We start from the raw sequence: 18,683 nt of genomic DNA, 5'->3' as shown, positions 1-18,683 counted from the left end.
CACATTCCTCTGTTAAGTGGCGTCTTAACGATATCGATAAGGCGCAACCTGCAACAACCGAAAAACGGACACGTATTTTTTTCTTCCCGAATCCCTGTCTTTTTCTGTTCACAACAACGGAACATCATTTCAACGATACCGTCATGCTGATGGGTGCTGAATGAGACCTAAAAAGACGGTCAGCTTTGTTCAGCAAAAATGAGATGCCAGGGAGTGAAATGTGCAGTAGATCGTAATTTTGCAATCAAAAATGAGACTTTTCTTGATTGCTGAAGCGGAAAAGTCAAGACTTCTCGAAACGTTTCAGCGTCATCTTGTTTTTAACACATTTCAGGGTGGCGCATTATTTCTCAAGTTAGCTGAAACGATTCAGTTCAGCAGGAGAGGATTTACATGTTCCAGTTATCCGTTCAGGACATCCATCCGGGCCAGCAGGCCGGAACGAAAGAAGAGGCGATTCGTCAGATTGCTGCCGCACTGGCAGAAGCAGGCAACGTCGCCGGTGGTTATGTTGATGGCATGCTGGCGCGTGAGCAGCAGACGTCAACGTTCCTTGGCAACGGGATCGCCATTCCTCACGGGACGACTGATACCCGCGACCAGGTGTTGAAAACCGGTGTCAAAGTGTTCCAGTTCCCGCAAGGCATCCTCTGGGGGGAAGGCCAGGTCGCCTATGTGGCCATCGGTATTGCCGCCAGTTCTGATGAACACCTGGGCCTGCTGCGTCAGCTGACCCACGTCCTGAGCGATGATTCCGTTGCTGCGCAACTGCAATCGGCGACCACAGCAGAAGAACTGCGTGCGTTGCTGATGGGTGAACAGCAAGTGGCGTCGCTGAAACTTGATAACGATACCCTGAGCCTTGACGTTGTCGCCAGCGACCTGGTGACGCTGCAGGCGTTGAACGCTGCGCGGCTGAAAGAAGCGGGCGCGGTTGATGCTGTCTATGTGGCACGCGCGATTAACGAACAACCGCTGAATCTTGGTCAGGGGATCTGGCTGAACGACAGCGCACAGGGCAACCTGGCGAGCGCGGTGGCTGTCAGCCGTGCTGCAAAAGCATTTGATGTGAACGGTGAAAGCGTTGCGCTGCTGGTCAGTGTAGCAATGGCTGATGACCAGCCGGTTGCCGTGCTCAAACGTCTGAGCAATCTGCTGCTCGACAATAAAGCTGACCGTCTTCTGAGCGCAGATGCCGCTACCCTGCTGGCACTATTGACCAGCGATGACGCTATTGCTGACAACCTGCTGACCGCCGAGTTTGTTGTACGCAACGAACATGGCCTTCATGCCCGTCCGGGCACCATGCTGGTCAATACCATCAAACAATTTAATAGCGAAGTGACTGTCGCTAACCTCGACGGTACCGGTAAATCCGCCAATGGTCGTAGCCTGATGAAAGTGGTCGCGCTGGGCGTGAAGAAAGGTCACCGTCTGCGCTTCACCGCCCAGGGCGATGATGCTGAACAGGCGCTGAAAGCGATTGGCGAAGCCATCGCTGCCGGTCTGGGGGAGGGCGCATAATGAGCAGACGTGTCGCTACTATTACCCTTAACCCTGCCTATGATCTGGTCGGGTATACCCCGGAAATTGAACGCGGTGAAGTGAACCTGGTTCGCACTACCGGCCTGCATGCTGCGGGTAAAGGTATCAACGTGGCGAAAGTGCTGAAAGATCTGGGCATCGACGTGACCGTTGGCGGCTTCCTGGGTAAAGACAACCAGGACGGTTTCCAGCAATTGTTCAGCGAACTGGGCATTGCTAACCGCTTCCAGATTGTTCAGGGCCGTACCCGTATCAACGTGAAGTTGACGGAAAAAGACAGCGAAGTCACTGACTTCAACTTCTCCGGCTTCGAAGTGACGCCGGCAGACTGGGAACGTTTTGTTGCAGACTCTCTGACCTGGCTGGGTCAGTTCGACATGGTGTGTGTCAGCGGCAGCTTGCCATCGGGTGTGAGCCCGGAAGCCTTTACCGACTGGATGACGCGCCTGCGCAGCCAGTGCCCATGCATCATTTTCGACAGCAGCCGCGATGCGCTGGTTGCCGGTCTGAAAGCTGCGCCGTGGCTGGTTAAACCTAACCGTCGCGAACTCGAAATTTGGGCTGGTCGCAAATTACCGGAATTGAAAGATGTGATCGACGCGGCGCATGCGCTTCGTGAACAAGGAATTGCCCATGTGGTTATTTCACTGGGCGCGGAAGGGGCGTTGTGGGTTAACGCTTCGGGCGAATGGATCGCCAAACCGCCGTCAATGGAGGTGGTAAGCACCGTTGGCGCAGGGGATTCAATGGTTGGCGGCCTGATTTATGGCCTGTTAATGCGAGAGTCCAGTGAACATACGTTGCGCCTGGCCACTGCCGTGGCAGCACTGGCCGTTAGCCAGAGCAATGTAGGTATTACCGATCGTACCCAGTTAGCCGCGATGATGGCGCGTGTTGACTTAAAACCCTTTAACTAACAGCAGGAGAGCATAATGAAAACGCTGCTGATAATTGATTCTGAACTCGGTCAAGCTCGCGCATATATGGCGAAAAGCCTGTTAGGCGCAGCGGCACAAAAAGCGAATTTGCAGTTTATCGACAACCCCGGTGAAGCTGAACTGGCGATCGTTCTGGGCTCCCGCGTGCCGGCTGACAGCGCGCTGAGCGGTAAGAAAGTCTGGTTGGGCGACATCAATCGCGCTGTGGCTCATCCGGAACTGTTTTTAAGTGAAGCAAAGAACCACGCTTCTCCGTACACAGCTCCGGCGGCGGCACCGGTGACGTCCAACAGTGGTCCGAAACGTATCGTGGCCATCACCGCCTGCCCGACGGGTGTTGCACACACCTTTATGGCGGCAGAGGCCATTGAAACCGAAGCGAAAAAACGCGGCTGGTGGGTGAAAGTGGAAACGCGCGGCTCTGTTGGCGCGGGTAACGCCATCACGCCGGAAGAAGTGGCGCAAGCCGATCTGGTGATCGTCGCCGCTGACATCGAAGTGGATCTGGCGAAATTCGCTGGTAAACCGATGTATCGCACGACTACAGGTCTGGCACTGAAGAAAACGGCGCAGGAATTAGACAAAGCGCAAGCCGAAGCGAAAACATATCAGCCGAGCGGCGGTACGCAATCTGCGAGCAGTGAAGGTAAAAAAGAGAGTGCGGGCGCCTATCGCCACCTGCTGACCGGTGTTTCTTACATGCTGCCGATGGTTGTTGCCGGTGGTCTGTGTATCGCACTGTCCTTTGCCTTCGGTATCACCGCATTTAAAACGCCGGATACACTGGCTGCCGCGCTGATGCAAATCGGTGGCGGGTCTGCGTTTGCTCTGATGGTGCCGGTGCTGGCCGGTTACATTGCCTTCTCCATCGCTGACCGTCCGGGTCTGACGCCGGGTCTTATCGGCGGTATGCTGGCAGTAAGCACCGGCTCTGGCTTTATCGGCGGTATTATTGCCGGTTTCCTTGCGGGTTATCTGGCGAAAGCCATCAGTAAAGGCGTTAAGCTGCCGCCAAGCATGGAAGCGCTGAAACCGATCCTGATCATTCCGCTGTTCTCAAGCCTGATTGTTGGTCTGGCGATGATCTACCTTATCGGTAAACCGGTTGCGGGTATCCTTGCAGGTCTGACGTCCTGGCTGCAATCCATGGGTACGGCGAATGCTGTCCTGCTGGGTGCAATCCTCGGTGGCATGATGTGTACCGACATGGGGGGTCCGGTGAACAAAGCGGCCTACGCCTTTGGTGTTGGTCTGTTGAGTACGCAGACTTACGCACCGATGGCCGCCATCATGGCTGCCGGTATGGTGCCGCCGCTGGCGATGGGTCTGGCGACCATTGTTGCCCGTAAGAAATTCGATAAAGGGCAGCAGGAAGGGGGCAAAGCGGCGCTGGTTCTGGGCCTGTGCTTCATCTCTGAAGGTGCGATTCCGTTCGCGGCACGTGACCCGATGCGTGTTCTGCCATGCTGTATCGCCGGTGGCGCGCTGACGGGGGCTATCTCCATGGCGATTGGCGCGAAACTGATGGCACCGCACGGTGGCCTGTTCGTTCTGCTGATTCCAGGTGCAATCACCCCGGTTGTGGGTTATCTGCTCTCTATCGTGGCAGGTACCCTGCTGGCAGGTCTGGTCTATGCGTTCCTGAAACGCCCGGAAACCGAAGCTATTGCCAAAGCCGCATAATATGATTGACTGAGTCATAAAGGGGCCGGGAAACCGGCCCTTTTTTTATTCCCCGCCTTCTGTGCCCCGCATCTCATTTCTGTAACGTGTTTTAGTCTCAATCCCTATAAATTTGTGATGACCTTCATATCTATTAACCTTCGCTCGTGGGGATGTATTTACTTTACTCAAATTCGGCTTACGATAAACACATGTTCAAAAATAAACATGTGCTCTAATAAGGTTTCGCAACCAGAAGATAAACGAATTTTTGTCTCGACGATCTCATTAATATGGCATTTTTTGCCAGAGGGCGTTTTATGCGTAAAAAGGATTATATAATCACTATTGGTTCCGCCAATATGGATGTGGCGGGCTATTCACATGGTGTATTGAATTACGCGGATTCCAACCCGGGGAAAATAAAATTCACGCCGGGCGGTGTGGGGCGTAATATTTCACAGAATCTGGCATTGCTGGGAACTGAGTCATGGCTACTCACCGTGGTGGGCGATGATTTTTATGGCCAGTCTCTCTTAAATCAAACCAGTCAGTCCGGTGTCCGAATAGAAAAATGTCTTATTGTTGCAGGTGAAAATACCTCGAGTTATTTATCGCTCCTGGATAATACCGGCGAAATGCTGGTAGCCATCAATGATATGAATATTACCGATCATTTGTCTGCGGATTTCCTGGCAAAACATATCGATTTTATTCGCGACGCCAGCGTAATTGTGGCCGACTGCAATATCAGTGAAGACGCGCTCGCCTGGCTGCTGACACATGCGGGAGATACGCCTGTTTTCATCGACCCGGTATCCGCCTGGAAATGCGTCAAAATACGCGACTGGCTGGAACAGATTCATACGCTGAAACCCAACCGCCTTGAGGCCGAAACGCTCAGTGGCATTACGCTTTCCGGGCGCGACGATGTAGGAAAGGTTGCCGAATGGTTTCATGCTCGCGGTCTGCGACGGCTGGTACTGAGCATGGGCGGCGACGGCGTTTATTACAGCGAGCGCGATGGTGTAAGTGGGTGGTCACCTCCGATTAAAACCCAGGTCGTTAATGTCACCGGGGCGGGTGACGCCATGATGGCGGGTCTGGCGGCCTGTTGGGTAGAAGGTTTTTCATTTATCGATTCGGTCCGTTTTGCGCAAGGGTGTTCGTCTATGGCTCTGGCGTCCGAATATACCAATAATCCTGACTTATCTTTTTCAAAAGTCACATCGCTAGTGGAGAAACAAGATGTCTGAATTAACGATTTCCCCTGAATTACTGCATATTTCTGCGGAAGTAAAAGAAGCGCTCGAAAATAACAAACCGGTTGTAGCGCTGGAATCGACAATTATTTCTCACGGTATGCCCTTCCCGCAAAATGCGCAAACGGCAATTGAAGTCGAAGAGACTATTCGAAAACACGGTGCGGTACCGGCAACTATCGCCATTATTAAAGGCGTCATGAAAGTTGGCCTGACGAAAGAGGAAATTGAATTATTAGGCCGTGAAGGGCACAGCGTCGCAAAAGTCAGTCGCCGGGATTTACCTTTTGTGGTCGCCGCTGGATTAAATGGCGCAACCACGGTGGCATCCACCATGATTATTGCCGCACTGGCCGGTATTAAAGTTTTTGCGACCGGGGGCATTGGCGGTGTTCACCGTGGTGCCGAACATACATTTGATATTTCCGCTGATTTGCAGGAGCTGGCGCACACTAATGTCACGGTCGTTTGCGCAGGGGCGAAATCAATTCTCGACCTCGGCCTGACCACCGAATATCTGGAAACCTTCGGTGTACCGTTAATTGGTTATCAGACCAAATCATTGCCGGCGTTTTTCTGCCGTACCAGCCCGTTTGAGGTCAGCATTCGTCTGGATAGCGCAAAAGAGATCGCGCGTGCCATGGCGGTGAAGTGGCAAACCGGCCTTAACGGTGGTCTGGTGGTAGCGAACCCGATTCCTGAACAGTTTGCGATGCCGGAAGAGAAAATCAACGCTGCTATTGATCGGGCGGTGAAAGAGGCCGAAGAGCAGGGCGTGGTCGGTAAAGATAGCACGCCGTTCCTGCTGGCTCGTGTAGCCGAGCTAACCGGCGGCGATAGCCTGAAGTCAAACATTCAGCTGGTGTTCAACAACGCCGTACTGGCATGTGAAATCGCAAAAGAGTACCAACGTCTCGCATAAACCGGGCGCGGGCAGTGAGCGGTCGCCCGCAGGGATATCAGACATACCAAAACCTGGCGTTTACGCCGGGTTTCCTGGCATGAAGGGAAAATCATTATGGATATAATGAGAAGTTTTCTGGGTATGGTGGTATTACTGACCATCGCTTTTCTGCTGTCAGTAAATAAAAAACGCATTAGTTTACGCACGGTTGGCGCGGCGCTGCTGCTGCAAATCGCTATCGGCGGGATTATGCTCTATTTCCCGCCGGGCAAATGGCTGGTTGAGCAGGCGGCGCTGGGCGTACATAAAGTGATGTCCTACAGCGACGCGGGCAGCGCCTTTATCTTCGGGTCGCTGGTCGGGCCGAAAATGGATGTGCTGTTTGACGGTGCCGGGTTTATTTTTGCCTTCCGCGTGCTGCCTGCGATCATCTTCGTTACCGCCTTAATCAGCCTGCTTTACTATATTGGCGTGATGGGGCTACTGATCCGCATTCTGGGTGGGATTTTCCAGAAAGCGCTTAAGATCAGCAAAATCGAATCCTTCGTTGCCGTGACCACGATTTTCCTCGGGCAGAATGAAATCCCGGCTATCGTGAAGCCGTTTATTCATAAGCTCAATCGCAACGAACTGTTTACCGCTATCTGTAGCGGGATGGCGTCAATTGCCGGGTCGATGATGATCGGCTACGCCGGAATGGGGGTGCCGATTGATTACCTGCTGGCGGCGTCACTCATGGCTATTCCGGGCGGGATCCTGTTTGCCCGTATGCTGAGCCCGGCAACAGAGGCCTCGCAGGTCACGTTTGAAAATCTCTCGTTTACCGAAACACCGCCAAAAAGCATCATTGAAGCGGCGGCAAGCGGTGCGATGACCGGGCTGAAAATTGCCGCCGGTGTGGCGACGGTGGTGATGGCGTTTGTGGCGATCATTGCGCTATTAAACGGCATTATTGGCGGTGTGGGCGGCTGGTTCGGTTTCGGCAACGCGACGCTTGAAGGGATCTTTGGTTATGCGCTGGCACCGCTGGCGTGGATCATGGGCGTGGACTGGCACGATGCGACCCTGGCTGGCAGCCTGATTGGGCAAAAGCTGGCGATCAATGAGTTTGTGGCCTATCTCAATTTCTCCCCTTATCTGCAAGCGGGCGGCACGCTGGATGTCAAAACCATCGCCATTATTTCGTTTGCGCTGTGTGGGTTTGCCAACTTCGGTTCTATTGGCGTGGTAGTTGGCGCGTTTTCCGCGATTGCTCCCCAACGCGCGCCGGAAATCGCCCAGCTTGGGATGCGGGCGCTGGCGGCGGCAACGCTCTCTAACCTGATGAGTGCCACCATCGCCGGGTTCTTTATCGGTCTTGCCTGAGTCAACGGCACGCCAGTGTCACTGGCGTGCATTCTTACGCTTCAGCTTTGCTTGTATTGAGTAACGCCATCGCATTTTCTGCTGAGAGGGCAGGGTTGTTGATGCTCACGCTGGCGCGGGAAATCGCCGCACAGGCCATGGCAAAGTGGGCGCTCTCGGCAAAATCTCCCCCTTCCAGGAAGCTATATAATAGCCCCGCCATAAATCCGTCATCGGCCCCGAATCGGTCGGTGAAGGTGTGATCCGGCGAGGTCAGCAGAAGCTGCTCGCCATCACGTTTAGAGCAGAACACGGAATCATCGTCCAGATACACGAAGATGCGTTGCACCCCTTGTTCATGGAGTGAATTGACCGCCGCGATTTTGTCTGCTTCACGACGAATCGGCTGACCCCATAAGATTTGCAGCTCTTGTAACGTGGGTTTCAGCGTGTGAATGCGTGACAGCCAGGGGCGAATCTTATCGGCTTTGAACTCGGAAACCGTATCGACGAAGACCGGAATATTCCCCGCCATGGTGAAGACCCACTGCAATGCCTCTTCGGTCAGGTTACAATCAGCGAGCACCACACCCGCATGCATCACCAGATCGCGTGAGGCATTGAGCAACTGCGGCGTCAATTGCTGCAGAATATGGGTATCGTTGATGGCCAGTACTGTCTCTTCCTGCTGATTGGCAACCGACAGATAGGTAGAGGTGTTGTGCCCGTGCAGACGAATACAGCTTTGCACGTTCACCCCGGCCTGACGGGTCTGTTCCAGTAACGTCTCGCCGTAAAAATCATCCCCCACGACGGAGATAAGGTGCACATCGCGGCCCAGCAGGGCGAGGTTATGGGCAACATTACGCCCTACGCCGCCTGCGGAGCACTGGATGTTACCGGGGTTGGAGGCGGACTGCGGGTAATGGATATCCGCCACACCGCGAATATCCATATTAATGGCGCCAAACACGACGCAGTAATCCTGCTCGGTCAGAATGTAGCCTTTGCCTTTAATAAGCCCTTTACGCATCAAATCCATAATATGGGCGGCGACGCGTGAACGGCTGATTTGTAAAATATCGCCTATCTCATTTTGCTGAATAAGTGGGTTGCTGCGCAGGATTTGTAATATCTGTTTTTCCCTGTCGTTCATTTACGCCACGGCCTCTTCATTTTGTTGGGCTTTCAGCCAGGCAATCTCTTCTGCCCAGATGTCCGGGTTGATGGTTTCCAGAATCATCGGAATACCGTCGAAGCGATCGTCTTGCATGATCCAGCGGAAAGCATCATGACCAATATTGCCTTCGCCCAGGCTGTGATGGCGGTCGACACGGCTGCCGAATGCGCTTTTGGCATCGTTGAGGTGCATACCGCGCAGGTAGTTGAACCCCACTACGCGTTCAAATTCGGCGAACACTTTCGCGGTGCTTTCAGTGGTGCGCAGGTCGTACCCGGCGGCAAACGCATGGCAGGTATCGATACACACGCCGACGCGGGATTTGTCTTCGACACCATCGATAATGGCGGCCAGATGCTCAAAGCGAAAGCCGAGGTTGCTGCCCTGGCCTGCGGTGTTTTCGATAACCGCTGTGACGCCTTTGGTTTGTGCGAGCACAATATTAATGGATTCGGCAATGCGCGCCAGGCACTTATCTTCATCGATTTGCATAAGATGGCTGCCGGGGTGGAAGTTCAGCAGCGTCAGCCCCAGTTGTTCGCAGCGTTGCACTTCATCGAGAAAGGCATCGCGGGATTTCTCCAGCGCCTCTTCAACCGGGTGACCCAGATTAATCAGATAACTGTCGTGGGGAAGAATTTGTCCCGGCTGATAGTGGTATTTTTCGCAGGCGGCTTTGAATTCATCAATCGTCTCGCTGGTGAGCGGCGCGGCACGCCATTGACGCTGATTTTTTGTGAACAGGGCAAACGCAGTGGCTTCGATTTCTGCTGCGCGAATGGCGGCATTGGCCAGACCGCCGGCGGCGCTGACATGCGCTCCGATGTATTTCATGTAAAGACTCCTGTTAAACCCGCAATACGCGGCATCCTTCACGCTGCATCGTTGTTGGCTTCATTCACTCACCCCGCGCCGGGGATGCTTTCATTTGCCGCCTTGATGCAACGCGAAGGATTTTGCGTAATTAAATAAATATTTTCCAATAATAGCGGGTTAACAGGGAACAGACGTAAGGTTTTATGCCATCACATGGTGCACCAGCAGGTTAATTGCACCGCCACCGACAATCAGCCAGACAAACAGCGCCAGCGCCATCAGTAGCGGCTTCGCTCCAGCCTTTTTCAGTGCGCTGATATGGGTGGTTAATCCCAGTGCGGCCATCGCCATCGCCAGCAAAACGGTATCGACGGTAATCAGGACATCAACCACACTTTTTGGCAGCAGATGGAACGAGTTAAATATGGCCACCAGGATAAACAACACCGCAAACCACGGAATGGTAATCTTGCTTTTTTCGCCGTCTGCCGCCGGGGAGAGTTGTTTAACCCGCGAGGCGAGCAGGATCAGGAACGGCGCCAGCATCATCACGCGCAGCATTTTGGCAATGACCGCCGCATTCTCGGCATCCGGGCTGACGGCATGTCCTGCGGCCACCACCTGCGCCACTTCATGCATGGTTGAACCCATATAGATGCCGTACGCTTCCGGGGTGAACCAGTGCGCCAGCAGCGGATACATGGCCGGATAGATAAAAATAGCCAGCGTTCCGTAAATCACCACGGTGGCGACGGCAACGGCGACTTTGCTGGACTCCGCTTTGACCACCGGTTCGGTTGCCAGCACGGCGGCAGCGCCGCAAATACTGCTGCCTGCACCAATCAGCCAACTGGTCTTTCTGTCCAGCCCAAAGACCTTTTGACCGAGTAAACAGGCCAGCATAAAGGTGCTGGAGAGCATCAACACATCGATAGCGATGCCGCTGACGCCTACCTCGGCAATTTGCGAAAATGTCAGGCGCAAGCCATAAAGAATAATACCGAGACGCAACAAATACTGTTTTGACCATAATACGCCCGCATCACAGTGAACGTGGATGCGCGGGTAAAGCGTGTTGCCTGCGACAATACCAAATAAGATAGCCAGCGTTAGCGCGCTAAAGCCTGCACCCGAAACCGAAGGAATATTACCCAGCCACAATGCCAGCCCGGCGATGACCGCACTGAGTAACAGACCCGGTGCGAACAACGCGACGTAGTTCTTGCGTGGAACATGATGTGTGATTTCAGTCATAACCTTCTCCTTTCTCCGGGTAAAAGGTTACGGCGCTCTGGCTTAAAGGTAAAATTGATTATATATTTATAATTAATCTTTATAAGTGGTAAGTAACCCTTACCCCGACGGTGAAAATTTATGCATATCACATTACGGCAGCTCGAAGTTTTCGCCGAGGTGCTCAAGAGCGGTTCCACGACCCAGGCTTCGCAAATGTTGTCTCTATCGCAGTCGGCGGTCAGTGCTGCGCTGACCGACCTCGAAGGCCAACTCAGCGTTCAGCTTTTCGATCGCGTTGGTAAACGGCTGGTGGTGAATGAACATGGCCGTTTGCTCTATCCCCGGGCGCTGGCGCTGCTGGAGCAGGCGACGGAAATTGAGCAACTGTTTCGTGAAGAAAACGGCGCGATTCGCGTGTACGCCAGCAGTACGATTGGCAACTACATCCTGCCGGAGATCATTGCCCACTATCGACGGGATTTTCCCCAGTTGCCGCTGGATATGAGCGTGGGCAACAGTCAGGACGTTATCAATGCGGTGGCCGATTTTCGTGTCGATATAGGTCTGATTGAAGGGCCTTGCCATACGGCTGAGATCATCGCTGAACCCTGGCTTGAGGATGAACTGGTGGTGTTCGCGCCGCCAGACTCCCCGTTGTTGCAAGGGGAGGTCACGCTGGCGCGTCTGGCCGCTGCGCCGTGGATCCTGCGTGAGCGCGGCTCCGGTACGCGTGAAATTGTCGATTACCTGCTGCTGTCCCATCTGCCTGAGTTTCATCTCGGCATGGAGCTTGGCAACTCAGAAGCTATCAAACATGCCGTGCGCCACGGGCTTGGCATCAGTTGCCTGTCGCGGCGCGTGATCGCCGAACAGCTTGAAGCGGGTTCGTTGGTGGAAGTCCCTGTTCCCTTGCCTCGCCTGGTACGCACCCTGTGGCGTATTCACCACCGTCAAAAGCATCTTTCCAGCGCACTGAATCGCTTTTTGCGTTATTGCGACATTTGATTGCACCAGTAACAGGCAGTTGCACCATTCTGGTGTGCGACTGCCTTCTTTATCTTCTCTTTATGACCGCTTAACTGCCGCTATAACGGGTCCGCTCGCGTTTTTATCTCGTTGGCACATTAGTTGCAAAAAGTGATTCAAAGAATCTTTTGTTTCATGAGCGATGAGGTGACGAGAATGAAGAAGTGGATGATGGCAGCAGCGGGTGCGGCATTAATAGTGTCCTGTGCAGGGCAGGCGATGGCCGATCAGCTCCAGGATATTCAAAAGCGTGGCGTGCTGCGCGTGGCGGTACCGCAGGACTTCCCGCCATTTGGCTCCGTGGGAACCGATCTCAAGCCGCAGGGCTACGATATCGACATGGCGGAGTATCTGGCCAAAGAGATGAAAGTGAAGGTGGAACTGGTGCCGGTAACCAGCGCTAACCGCGTCCCTTATCTGCAAACCAATAAAGTTGATCTGGTCATCTCCAGCCTCGGTAAGAATGCGGAGCGCGAAAAAGTGATCGACTTTAGCCGCGCCTATGCTCCGTTCTTCCTCGGCGTATTTGGCCCGAAAGACGCCACTCTGGCAGACGCTGCCGCGCTGAGCGGTAAGTCGGTCGGCGTCACCCGTGGGGCGGTGGAAGATATGGTGTTAAGCGATCTGGCCCCGAAAGATGCCGAGGTCAAACGCTATGAAGATAACAACACCACCATCTCTGCTTATCTTTCCGGCCAGGTGCAGTATATGGCGACGGGTAATGTGGTGGTGGCTGCGATTGCCCGCCAGAACCCGGAAAAAGCGCCGGTCAGCAAATTTATGCTTAAAGATTCCCCCTGCTTTATCGGGCTTAAGAAAAATGAGCCTGCGCTGAAAGCCGAAGTGGACAAGCTGATTGAACAGGCACTGAAAGACGGCACGCTCAACAACTTCTCGCAGAAATGGATGCAGGCGCCGCTGCCCGCCACCCTGGGCGCGTAAGGGTCTGGCATGACGACAACGCTTGATTTTGCCGCGCTGTGGCCGTTCTGGCCGCAGCTACTCGCGGGGCTTTGGACCACGGTAACCTTAACCATTCTGGCAACCATCGGCGGTGTGTCTCTTGGCATCCTGGGCGCGGCGCTACGAAGCGGCAAGCCCACGCTGGCGAGCCATATCTGGGGGGCGTATGTCGAACTTATTCGTAATACGCCGTTCGTGGTGCAACTCTTTTTTATCGTTTTCGGTCTGCCCGGTCTGGGGCTGAAATTAACGGCAGGCGAGGCGGCGTTAATTGCCATGCTGGTTAACCTTGGGGCTTACAGTACGGAGATTATCCGCGCCGGGATCGAGGTGGCGCCAAAAGGGCAATGGGAAGCGGCGCGTGTGCTGGGGCTAACGAAAACGCAGACCTTTATTCGCGTGATCCTGCCGCCGTCGCTGCGGCGTATTTATCCGGCCCTGGTCAGCCAGTGCATTATCGTCATGCTCGGATCGTCGGTGGTCTCGCAGGTGTCCTATGAAGAGCTGACGTTTGCGGCAAACCTGATCCAGTCGCGTACGTTTTTAAGTTTTGAAGTTTATCTGGTCACCACATTGCTGTATCTGGCGCTTTCACTTTTGATGCGTCAGGTATTGATGGCGGCGGGACGGAAGTGGTTGGGGAGCGAGAGTTGATGAGTACATTTACCGACTGGGATATTCTGCGCAACCTGTTGCTGGCGGCGCGCTGGACCTTGCTGCTGTCGCTGATCGCGTTTATCTGCGGCACGCTGGTGACACTGCCGCTGTTGGTATTACGTATCAGCCGCTGGCACTGGCCGAAACGTCTGATCAGCGCCTATGCCGCGCTTTTTCAGGGTACCCCGCTACTGATGCAGCTCTTTCTGGCTTTCTTCGGTATTGCCTTGTTCGGTATCGATGTTAGCCCGTGGACGGCGGCAACGCTGGCGCTGACGCTCTTTACCAGCGCGTTCCTGCTGGATATCTGGTACGGCAGTATTAAGGCGTTGCCGAAAGGGCAGTGGGAGGCCTGTCGCTGTCTGGGGTTGAGCTTTGGTCAGACACTGTTTCGGGTGATTGCGCCACAGGCTATTCGCATCGCCATCGCTCCGACGGTCGGCTTTTCCGTACAGGTGATTAAAGGGACGGCGTTGGCCTCGATCATCGGCTTTGTCGAACTGACCAAAGCGGGCACCATGCTGAATAATGTCACCTTTGCGCCTTTTAAAGTGTTTGGCCTGGTTGCCCTGGGCTATTTCCTGATGTGTTACCCGCTGTCGCGTTACAGCCGTTATCTGGAGAAGAAATTCCATGCCGCTCATCACCATTAATGACGTGCAAAAATACTATGGCGAGAACCATGTGCTCAAAGGCGTAAGCCTGGATATCGAAATGGGCGAAGTGGTGTCGATCATCGGGCGCAGCGGTTCCGGGAAAAGCACCTTGTTACGCTGCATGAATGGGCTTGAGGGCTACCAGGACGGCAGTATTAAACTCGGTGGGATGACGGTCACCGACCGGGAGTCGCAGGCGCGGGAAATCAGTCGCTCGGTGGGGATGGTGTTTCAGAGTTTTAATCTGTTTCCACACATGACCGCGCTGGAGAATGTGATGCTGGCGCCGCGTCGGGTGCTGAAATTACCGGCGGATGAGTGCCGCAAGCTGGCGATTGAGATGCTGGAGAAGGTCGGTCTCGGTGAGCGCATCGATTATTACCCGTCGAATTTGTCAGGCGGGCAGCAGCAGCGCGTGGCGATTGCCCGTGCGCTGGCGATGAAACCCAAAGTATTGCTCTGCGATGAGATAACTTCGGCGCTGGATCCGGAGCTGGTGGGTGAGGTGTTACGTGTGCTGGAACAGCTTGCCGCTGAAGGGATGACCCTGATTCTGGTGACCCACGAGATGAGTTTTGCCCGCGAAGTGGGCGACCGGGTGGTGTTTATGCATCAGGGAAAAGTATGGGAGCAGGGCGAGAGTAAGTCTTTCTTTAGCCAGCCACGTACCCCGGAGTTGCAGCAATTTATCGCCTCAGTGCGTGGACTGAATTAAGTCTTTGCGTTTTTCCCTCACCCTAACCCTCTCTCCAAAAGGAGAGGGGAGGTTGCAGTTACGCCGCTCTGCGTGAGCTTTCAACCTCTTTTCCCCCCTCGCTCGCCAGATGTCGACTCCACTGCTTTACTTATAATCCACTGGCGATCATGAAGGTCTCTAATAAAACGTTGATTGTGCCGGAAGGATGCCCTTTCGTTTGCTACAATCGCGCCTCATTTTTTAGATGGATAGCATTTTCTTATGGTTTCCGAAACTAAAACCACACAAGCGCCCACGCTTCGCCGTGAACTCAAGGCGCGTCACCTGACGATGATCGCCATTGGCGGCTCAATCGGTACAGGGTTGTTTGTCGCATCAGGGGCGACGATTTCTCAGGCGGGCCCGGGCGGCGCGCTGTTCTCCTATATTCTTATCGGTCTGATGGTCTATTTCCTGATGACCAGTCTTGGCGAGCTGGCGGCGTTTATGCCGGTGTCCGGCTCCTTTGCGACCTACGGTCAGCAATACGTTGAAGAAGGCTTTGGCTTCGCGCTCGGCTGGAACTATTGGTACAACTGGGCGGTGACCATCGCCGTTGACCTGGTGGCTTCGCAACTGGTGATGACCTGGTGGTTCCCGGATACGCCCGGCTGGATCTGGAGCGCCGTATTCCTGTGCGTGATCTTCCTGCTCAACTACATCTCCGTGAAAGGCTTTGGCGAAGCGGAATACTGGTTTTCGCTTATCAAAGTGGCCACCGTTATCATCTTTATTGTCGTTGGCGTACTGATGATCGTCGGCATTTTCAAAGGCGACCAGCCGGCGGGCTGGAGCAACTGGCAAATCGGCGATGCGCCGTTTGCGGGCGGGCTATCGGCGATGATTGGCGTGGCGATGATTGTCGGCTTCTCCTTCCAGGGGACCGAGCTGATTGGTATTGCGGCAGGTGAGTCCGAAGATCCGGAGAAGAATATTCCGCGCGCGGTGCGTCAGGTGTTCTGGCGTATTCTGCTGTTTTATGTGTTCGCTATCCTGGTCATCAGCCTGATCATTCCTTATACCGATCCGAGCCTGCTGCGTAACGATGTGAAAGATATCAGCGTCAGCCCGTTCACCCTCGTATTTGAACATGCGGGTCTGTTGTCTGCGGCAGCGGTGATGAATGCCGTTATTCTCACGGCGGTACTGTCGGCGGGTAACTCCGGTATGTACGCGTCTACCCGTATGCTCTACACCCTGGCCTGCGATGGCAAAGCGCCGCGCATTTTCGCTAAGCTGTCGAAAGGCGGCGTGCCGCGTAACGCCCTGTATGCCACTACCGTGATTGCGGGCCTGTGCTTCCTGACGTCGATGTTTGGCAACCAGACCGTTTACCTGTGGCTGCTGAACACTTCCGGCATGACCGGTTTTATCGCCTGGCTGGGTATTGCTATCAGCCATTACCGTTTCCGTCGTGGTTATGTCATGCAGGGGCACGATCTGAACAACCTGCCGTACCGTTCAGGTTTCTTCCCGCTGGGGCCGATCTTCGCTTTTGTGCTGTGCCTGATCATCACCCTGGGCCAGAACTATCAGGCTTTTCTGGCGGATACCATTGACTGGGGCGCCGTAGCGGCAACCTACATTGGTATTCCGCTGTTCCTGATCATCTGGTTTGGTTACAAGCTTTCGAAAGGCACCCACTTTGTAAGCTACAAAGATATGGTGTTCCCGGAGCGCTTTAAGAAATAACCGGCAGTTGTTCTGCGATGGCCAATAAAAACGCCCCGGCAAATTACCGGGGCGTTTTTTGTTAAGCGTTATCAGAAATTATAGGTTAAGCCAACGGTATAACGGCGGCCATCAAGGACCGTGTCATAGGTGTCGTAATCAATCTGCTTATCCAGCACGTTGTAAACCCCGGCGGAGACCAGCAAATTCTTATTCGCGTTGTAACGCAGACCCACATCCACCTGACTGTAAGATGGCGTACCCTGCGACATTGAGGTGCGGCTTAAGTATTCCGAGGTTTTGCCACGGAAGTTCAGGCGACCCCAAAGACCCACATCCTGCGTGGCCTGCCAGTCGAGCGTGGTGTTGACCATATGTTTTGGCATTTTGTTAAGCGGCTTGCCGGAGAACTGACCGCTTTTCTGTTCTGACTCGGTGAAGGTGTAGTTGGCCGTCAGGTTAAGGTCGCGCGTGATGTTCCAGCCGAAGGTGGACTCAACGCCGCGCATATTGGCTTTATCAACGTTAACGCGATCGCTGACAAAATCGTAACTGACGCTGCCGATCGTACAGGCCGGATCGGCGCTGCTGTTGCACCGACGTACTTCGGTGATTTTATCCTTGAAGTCGGTATTGAACAGCGTAATACCCGCATTGAGGGTGTCGTTGTTATCCCACAGCAGGGCGATTTCTTCGCTCAGGCTTTTTTCTGGTTTCAGGTCGGGGTTGCCAACAATGATACCATTCAGGCGGCCACCGCCTGTCACCTGTCCCCAGCTTGCGGAAGACTGACGCAGATCCGGGGTGCGGTAGCCTGCCGACACGCCGCCTTTAATCGTCCACTGGTCAGTAAGGTGCCACACGCCGTAGCCGCGCGGTGTCCAGTTGGTGCCGTAGTTTTCATCTTTGTCCATACGCAGGCCGCCGGTCAGCGTCACGCTGTCGAGCACCGCCCATTCATCTTCTGCAAATAACGCCCAGCTCCAGCGGGTTAGTTTATTCAGCCCGTCCGCCGCTTCCAGTTGATTGCCGTTATCGCGCAGTTTCTCATAGCGATACTGCCCGCCGACCGTCATGGTATGGCTGCCAAGGAAGATCTGGTTCTGGTTGTTGACGATGGTGTTATACGATTTCATCTGGCGACCAGGGTTATTGGTCTCTTCCTGCTGAATATAGCTGACGGTGTTGAAATCGCTGTAATAACCGCTGTGGGTTAACGAGTAAGTGGTGTGCTCGTAGCGGCTGTCACTTTTGCTGTTGGGCGTACAAACGTTGCCACGGCAGGTCTCCGCCGCCGACGACATACCAGGCGTACTGTTGCGATCCTGCAATTCGCGGGCAATATCCAGGTCGAAATCGTTTTTATCATCCGGGGTGAAATTGAACGTCACGCCACCGTTGCGCAGGCGCTGTTCGTTATAGCCGTTAAGTATTTTATCTTCCGCGCGACGGGATAATAGCCCGGTGACTTTCGCGCCCAGCAGGCCGTCAATCAACGGACCGGAAGCGTAGGCGTTGGTCTGAAAGAGGTCGCCGGAATCGCTGTTTTCCTGGAAGGTGGCATCGCCATGCACGGAGCCCGTCCAGCCTTTGGTATTGGACACTTTTTTGGTAATGACGTTAATAACGCCACCCATGGCATCGGAGCCATATAGCGATGACATCGGACCGCGGATCACTTCAATACGCTCAATGGATTCCAGCGGCGGTAGCCAGCCCTGCTCGATGCCAGCGTTGTCGCTATTTGGGCGCGTACCGCGTGTGCTGATTCGTTTGCCATCGACCAAAAAGAGGGTGTATTGCGAAGCCATGCCGCGAATGCTGATATCACTGCTGCTGCCGCCACCGGTCACCACCACGCCCGGTACATCTTTCAAGGCGTCGGTGACATCGCGATATGCTTTATCTTCAAGCTGCTGTTTAGAAATAACCGAAATAGAGGCCGGAGCGTTCTGGATTCTCTGTTCAAATCCGGTTGCGGAGACGACGACGGTGTCCTCTCCTGCCGCAAGAAGTGCCGGGGGGAAAGTGGCAGCGCAGACGGCAACTGCCAACAATTTAGCGCGAGGTAAAGTCATTTTGTCATT

At 54.2% G+C, this 18,683-nt stretch carries 16 protein-coding genes; 12 read left to right on the top strand and 4 right to left on the bottom strand.

Going from position 1 to position 18,683, the window contains the following annotated elements:
• Positions 1-393 precede the first annotated feature (393 nt).
• The 6 genes from fruB (at position 394) to IP582_RS17310 (ending at position 7,676) form a co-directional block, all read left to right on the top strand.
• On the top strand, positions 394-1,524 hold the full coding sequence (fruB, locus tag IP582_RS17335; protein ID WP_039079955.1) for a fused PTS fructose transporter subunit IIA/HPr protein: 1,131 nt from the start codon (positions 394-396) through the stop codon (positions 1,522-1,524).
• The gene (gene fruK, locus IP582_RS17330) at positions 1,524-2,462 is read left to right on the top strand and encodes a 1-phosphofructokinase (protein ID WP_039079956.1); all 939 of its coding nucleotides are present in this window, start codon (positions 1,524-1,526) and stop codon (positions 2,460-2,462) included. The genes fruB and fruK overlap by 1 nt, the downstream gene beginning before the upstream one ends.
• A gap of 15 nt (positions 2,463-2,477) precedes the next feature.
• Positions 2,478-4,166 (top strand): PTS fructose transporter subunit IIBC, encoded by a 1,689-nt coding sequence (gene fruA / locus IP582_RS17325; protein WP_193793935.1) that lies wholly within the window; start codon positions 2,478-2,480, stop codon positions 4,164-4,166.
• A gap of 299 nt (positions 4,167-4,465) precedes the next feature.
• Entirely contained in the window at positions 4,466-5,401 is a 936-nt protein-coding gene (locus tag IP582_RS17320) for a pseudouridine kinase (protein WP_193793934.1), read from the top strand.
• On the top strand, positions 5,394-6,329 hold the full coding sequence (locus IP582_RS17315; protein WP_193793933.1) for a pseudouridine-5'-phosphate glycosidase: 936 nt from the start codon (positions 5,394-5,396) through the stop codon (positions 6,327-6,329). Before IP582_RS17320 ends, IP582_RS17315 begins: the two co-directional genes overlap by 8 nt.
• 96 nt (positions 6,330-6,425) lie before the next feature.
• Entirely contained in the window at positions 6,426-7,676 is a 1,251-nt protein-coding gene (locus tag IP582_RS17310) for a NupC/NupG family nucleoside CNT transporter (protein ID WP_193793932.1), read from the top strand.
• Positions 7,677-7,710: 34 nt separating this feature from the next.
• Here IP582_RS17310 and IP582_RS17305 read toward each other — a convergent pair whose 3' ends face one another.
• The 3 genes from IP582_RS17305 to IP582_RS17295 all read right to left on the bottom strand — a co-directional run bounded on the left by IP582_RS17305 (position 7,711) and on the right by IP582_RS17295 (position 10,905).
• Positions 7,711-8,811: a sugar kinase gene (locus tag IP582_RS17305; RefSeq protein WP_193793931.1), complete on the bottom strand. Its 1,101-nt coding sequence runs from the start codon at positions 8,809-8,811 to the stop codon at positions 7,711-7,713.
• The gene (gene nfo / locus IP582_RS17300) at positions 8,812-9,669 is read right to left on the bottom strand and encodes a deoxyribonuclease IV (RefSeq protein WP_079496282.1); all 858 of its coding nucleotides are present in this window, start codon (positions 9,667-9,669) and stop codon (positions 8,812-8,814) included. It lies immediately after the preceding gene.
• 183 nt (positions 9,670-9,852) lie between these two features.
• Complete coding sequence (locus IP582_RS17295) at positions 9,853-10,905, bottom strand: YeiH family protein (RefSeq protein ID WP_193793930.1); 1,053 nt, start codon at positions 10,903-10,905, stop codon at positions 9,853-9,855.
• Between the two features lie 120 nt (positions 10,906-11,025).
• On the opposite strand from IP582_RS17295, the gene yieE reads away from it, so the two are divergent.
• From yieE to IP582_RS17265, 6 genes are all read left to right on the top strand, one after another.
• Entirely contained in the window at positions 11,026-11,892 is an 867-nt protein-coding gene (gene yieE / locus IP582_RS17290; protein ID WP_039079964.1) for a DNA-binding transcriptional regulator YeiE, read from the top strand.
• Positions 11,893-12,069: 177 nt separating this feature from the next.
• The gene (locus IP582_RS17285; protein ID WP_193793929.1) at positions 12,070-12,855 is read left to right on the top strand and encodes a transporter substrate-binding domain-containing protein; all 786 of its coding nucleotides are present in this window, start codon (positions 12,070-12,072) and stop codon (positions 12,853-12,855) included.
• A 9-nt stretch (positions 12,856-12,864) separates the two neighbouring features.
• Entirely contained in the window at positions 12,865-13,530 is a 666-nt protein-coding gene (locus IP582_RS17280) for an amino acid ABC transporter permease (RefSeq protein ID WP_193793928.1), read from the top strand.
• Positions 13,530-14,186, top strand: a complete 657-nt coding sequence (locus IP582_RS17275) for an amino acid ABC transporter permease (RefSeq protein ID WP_039079967.1) — start codon at positions 13,530-13,532, stop codon at positions 14,184-14,186. Before IP582_RS17280 ends, IP582_RS17275 begins: the two co-directional genes overlap by 1 nt.
• A complete protein-coding gene (locus tag IP582_RS17270) occupies positions 14,167-14,904 on the top strand; it encodes an amino acid ABC transporter ATP-binding protein (RefSeq protein ID WP_039079968.1) in 738 nt (245 codons plus the stop codon). Before IP582_RS17275 ends, IP582_RS17270 begins: the two co-directional genes overlap by 20 nt.
• Positions 14,905-15,147: 243 nt before the next feature.
• Positions 15,148-16,617 (top strand): amino acid permease, encoded by a 1,470-nt coding sequence (locus IP582_RS17265; RefSeq protein WP_193793927.1) that lies wholly within the window; start codon positions 15,148-15,150, stop codon positions 16,615-16,617.
• A 71-nt stretch (positions 16,618-16,688) separates the two neighbouring features.
• On the opposite strand, the gene IP582_RS17260 is transcribed toward IP582_RS17265, so the two are convergent.
• On the bottom strand, positions 16,689-18,674 hold the full coding sequence (locus tag IP582_RS17260) for a ligand-gated channel protein (RefSeq protein WP_193793926.1): 1,986 nt from the start codon (positions 18,672-18,674) through the stop codon (positions 16,689-16,691).
• Positions 18,675-18,683 lie beyond the last annotated feature (9 nt).

The sequence above is a fragment of the Citrobacter sp. BDA59-3 genome (genome assembly GCF_015167655.1).
Taxonomy (GTDB): domain Bacteria; phylum Pseudomonadota; class Gammaproteobacteria; order Enterobacterales; family Enterobacteriaceae; genus Phytobacter; species Phytobacter diazotrophicus.
This window is presented reverse-complemented; position numbering and strand designations above follow the sequence as displayed.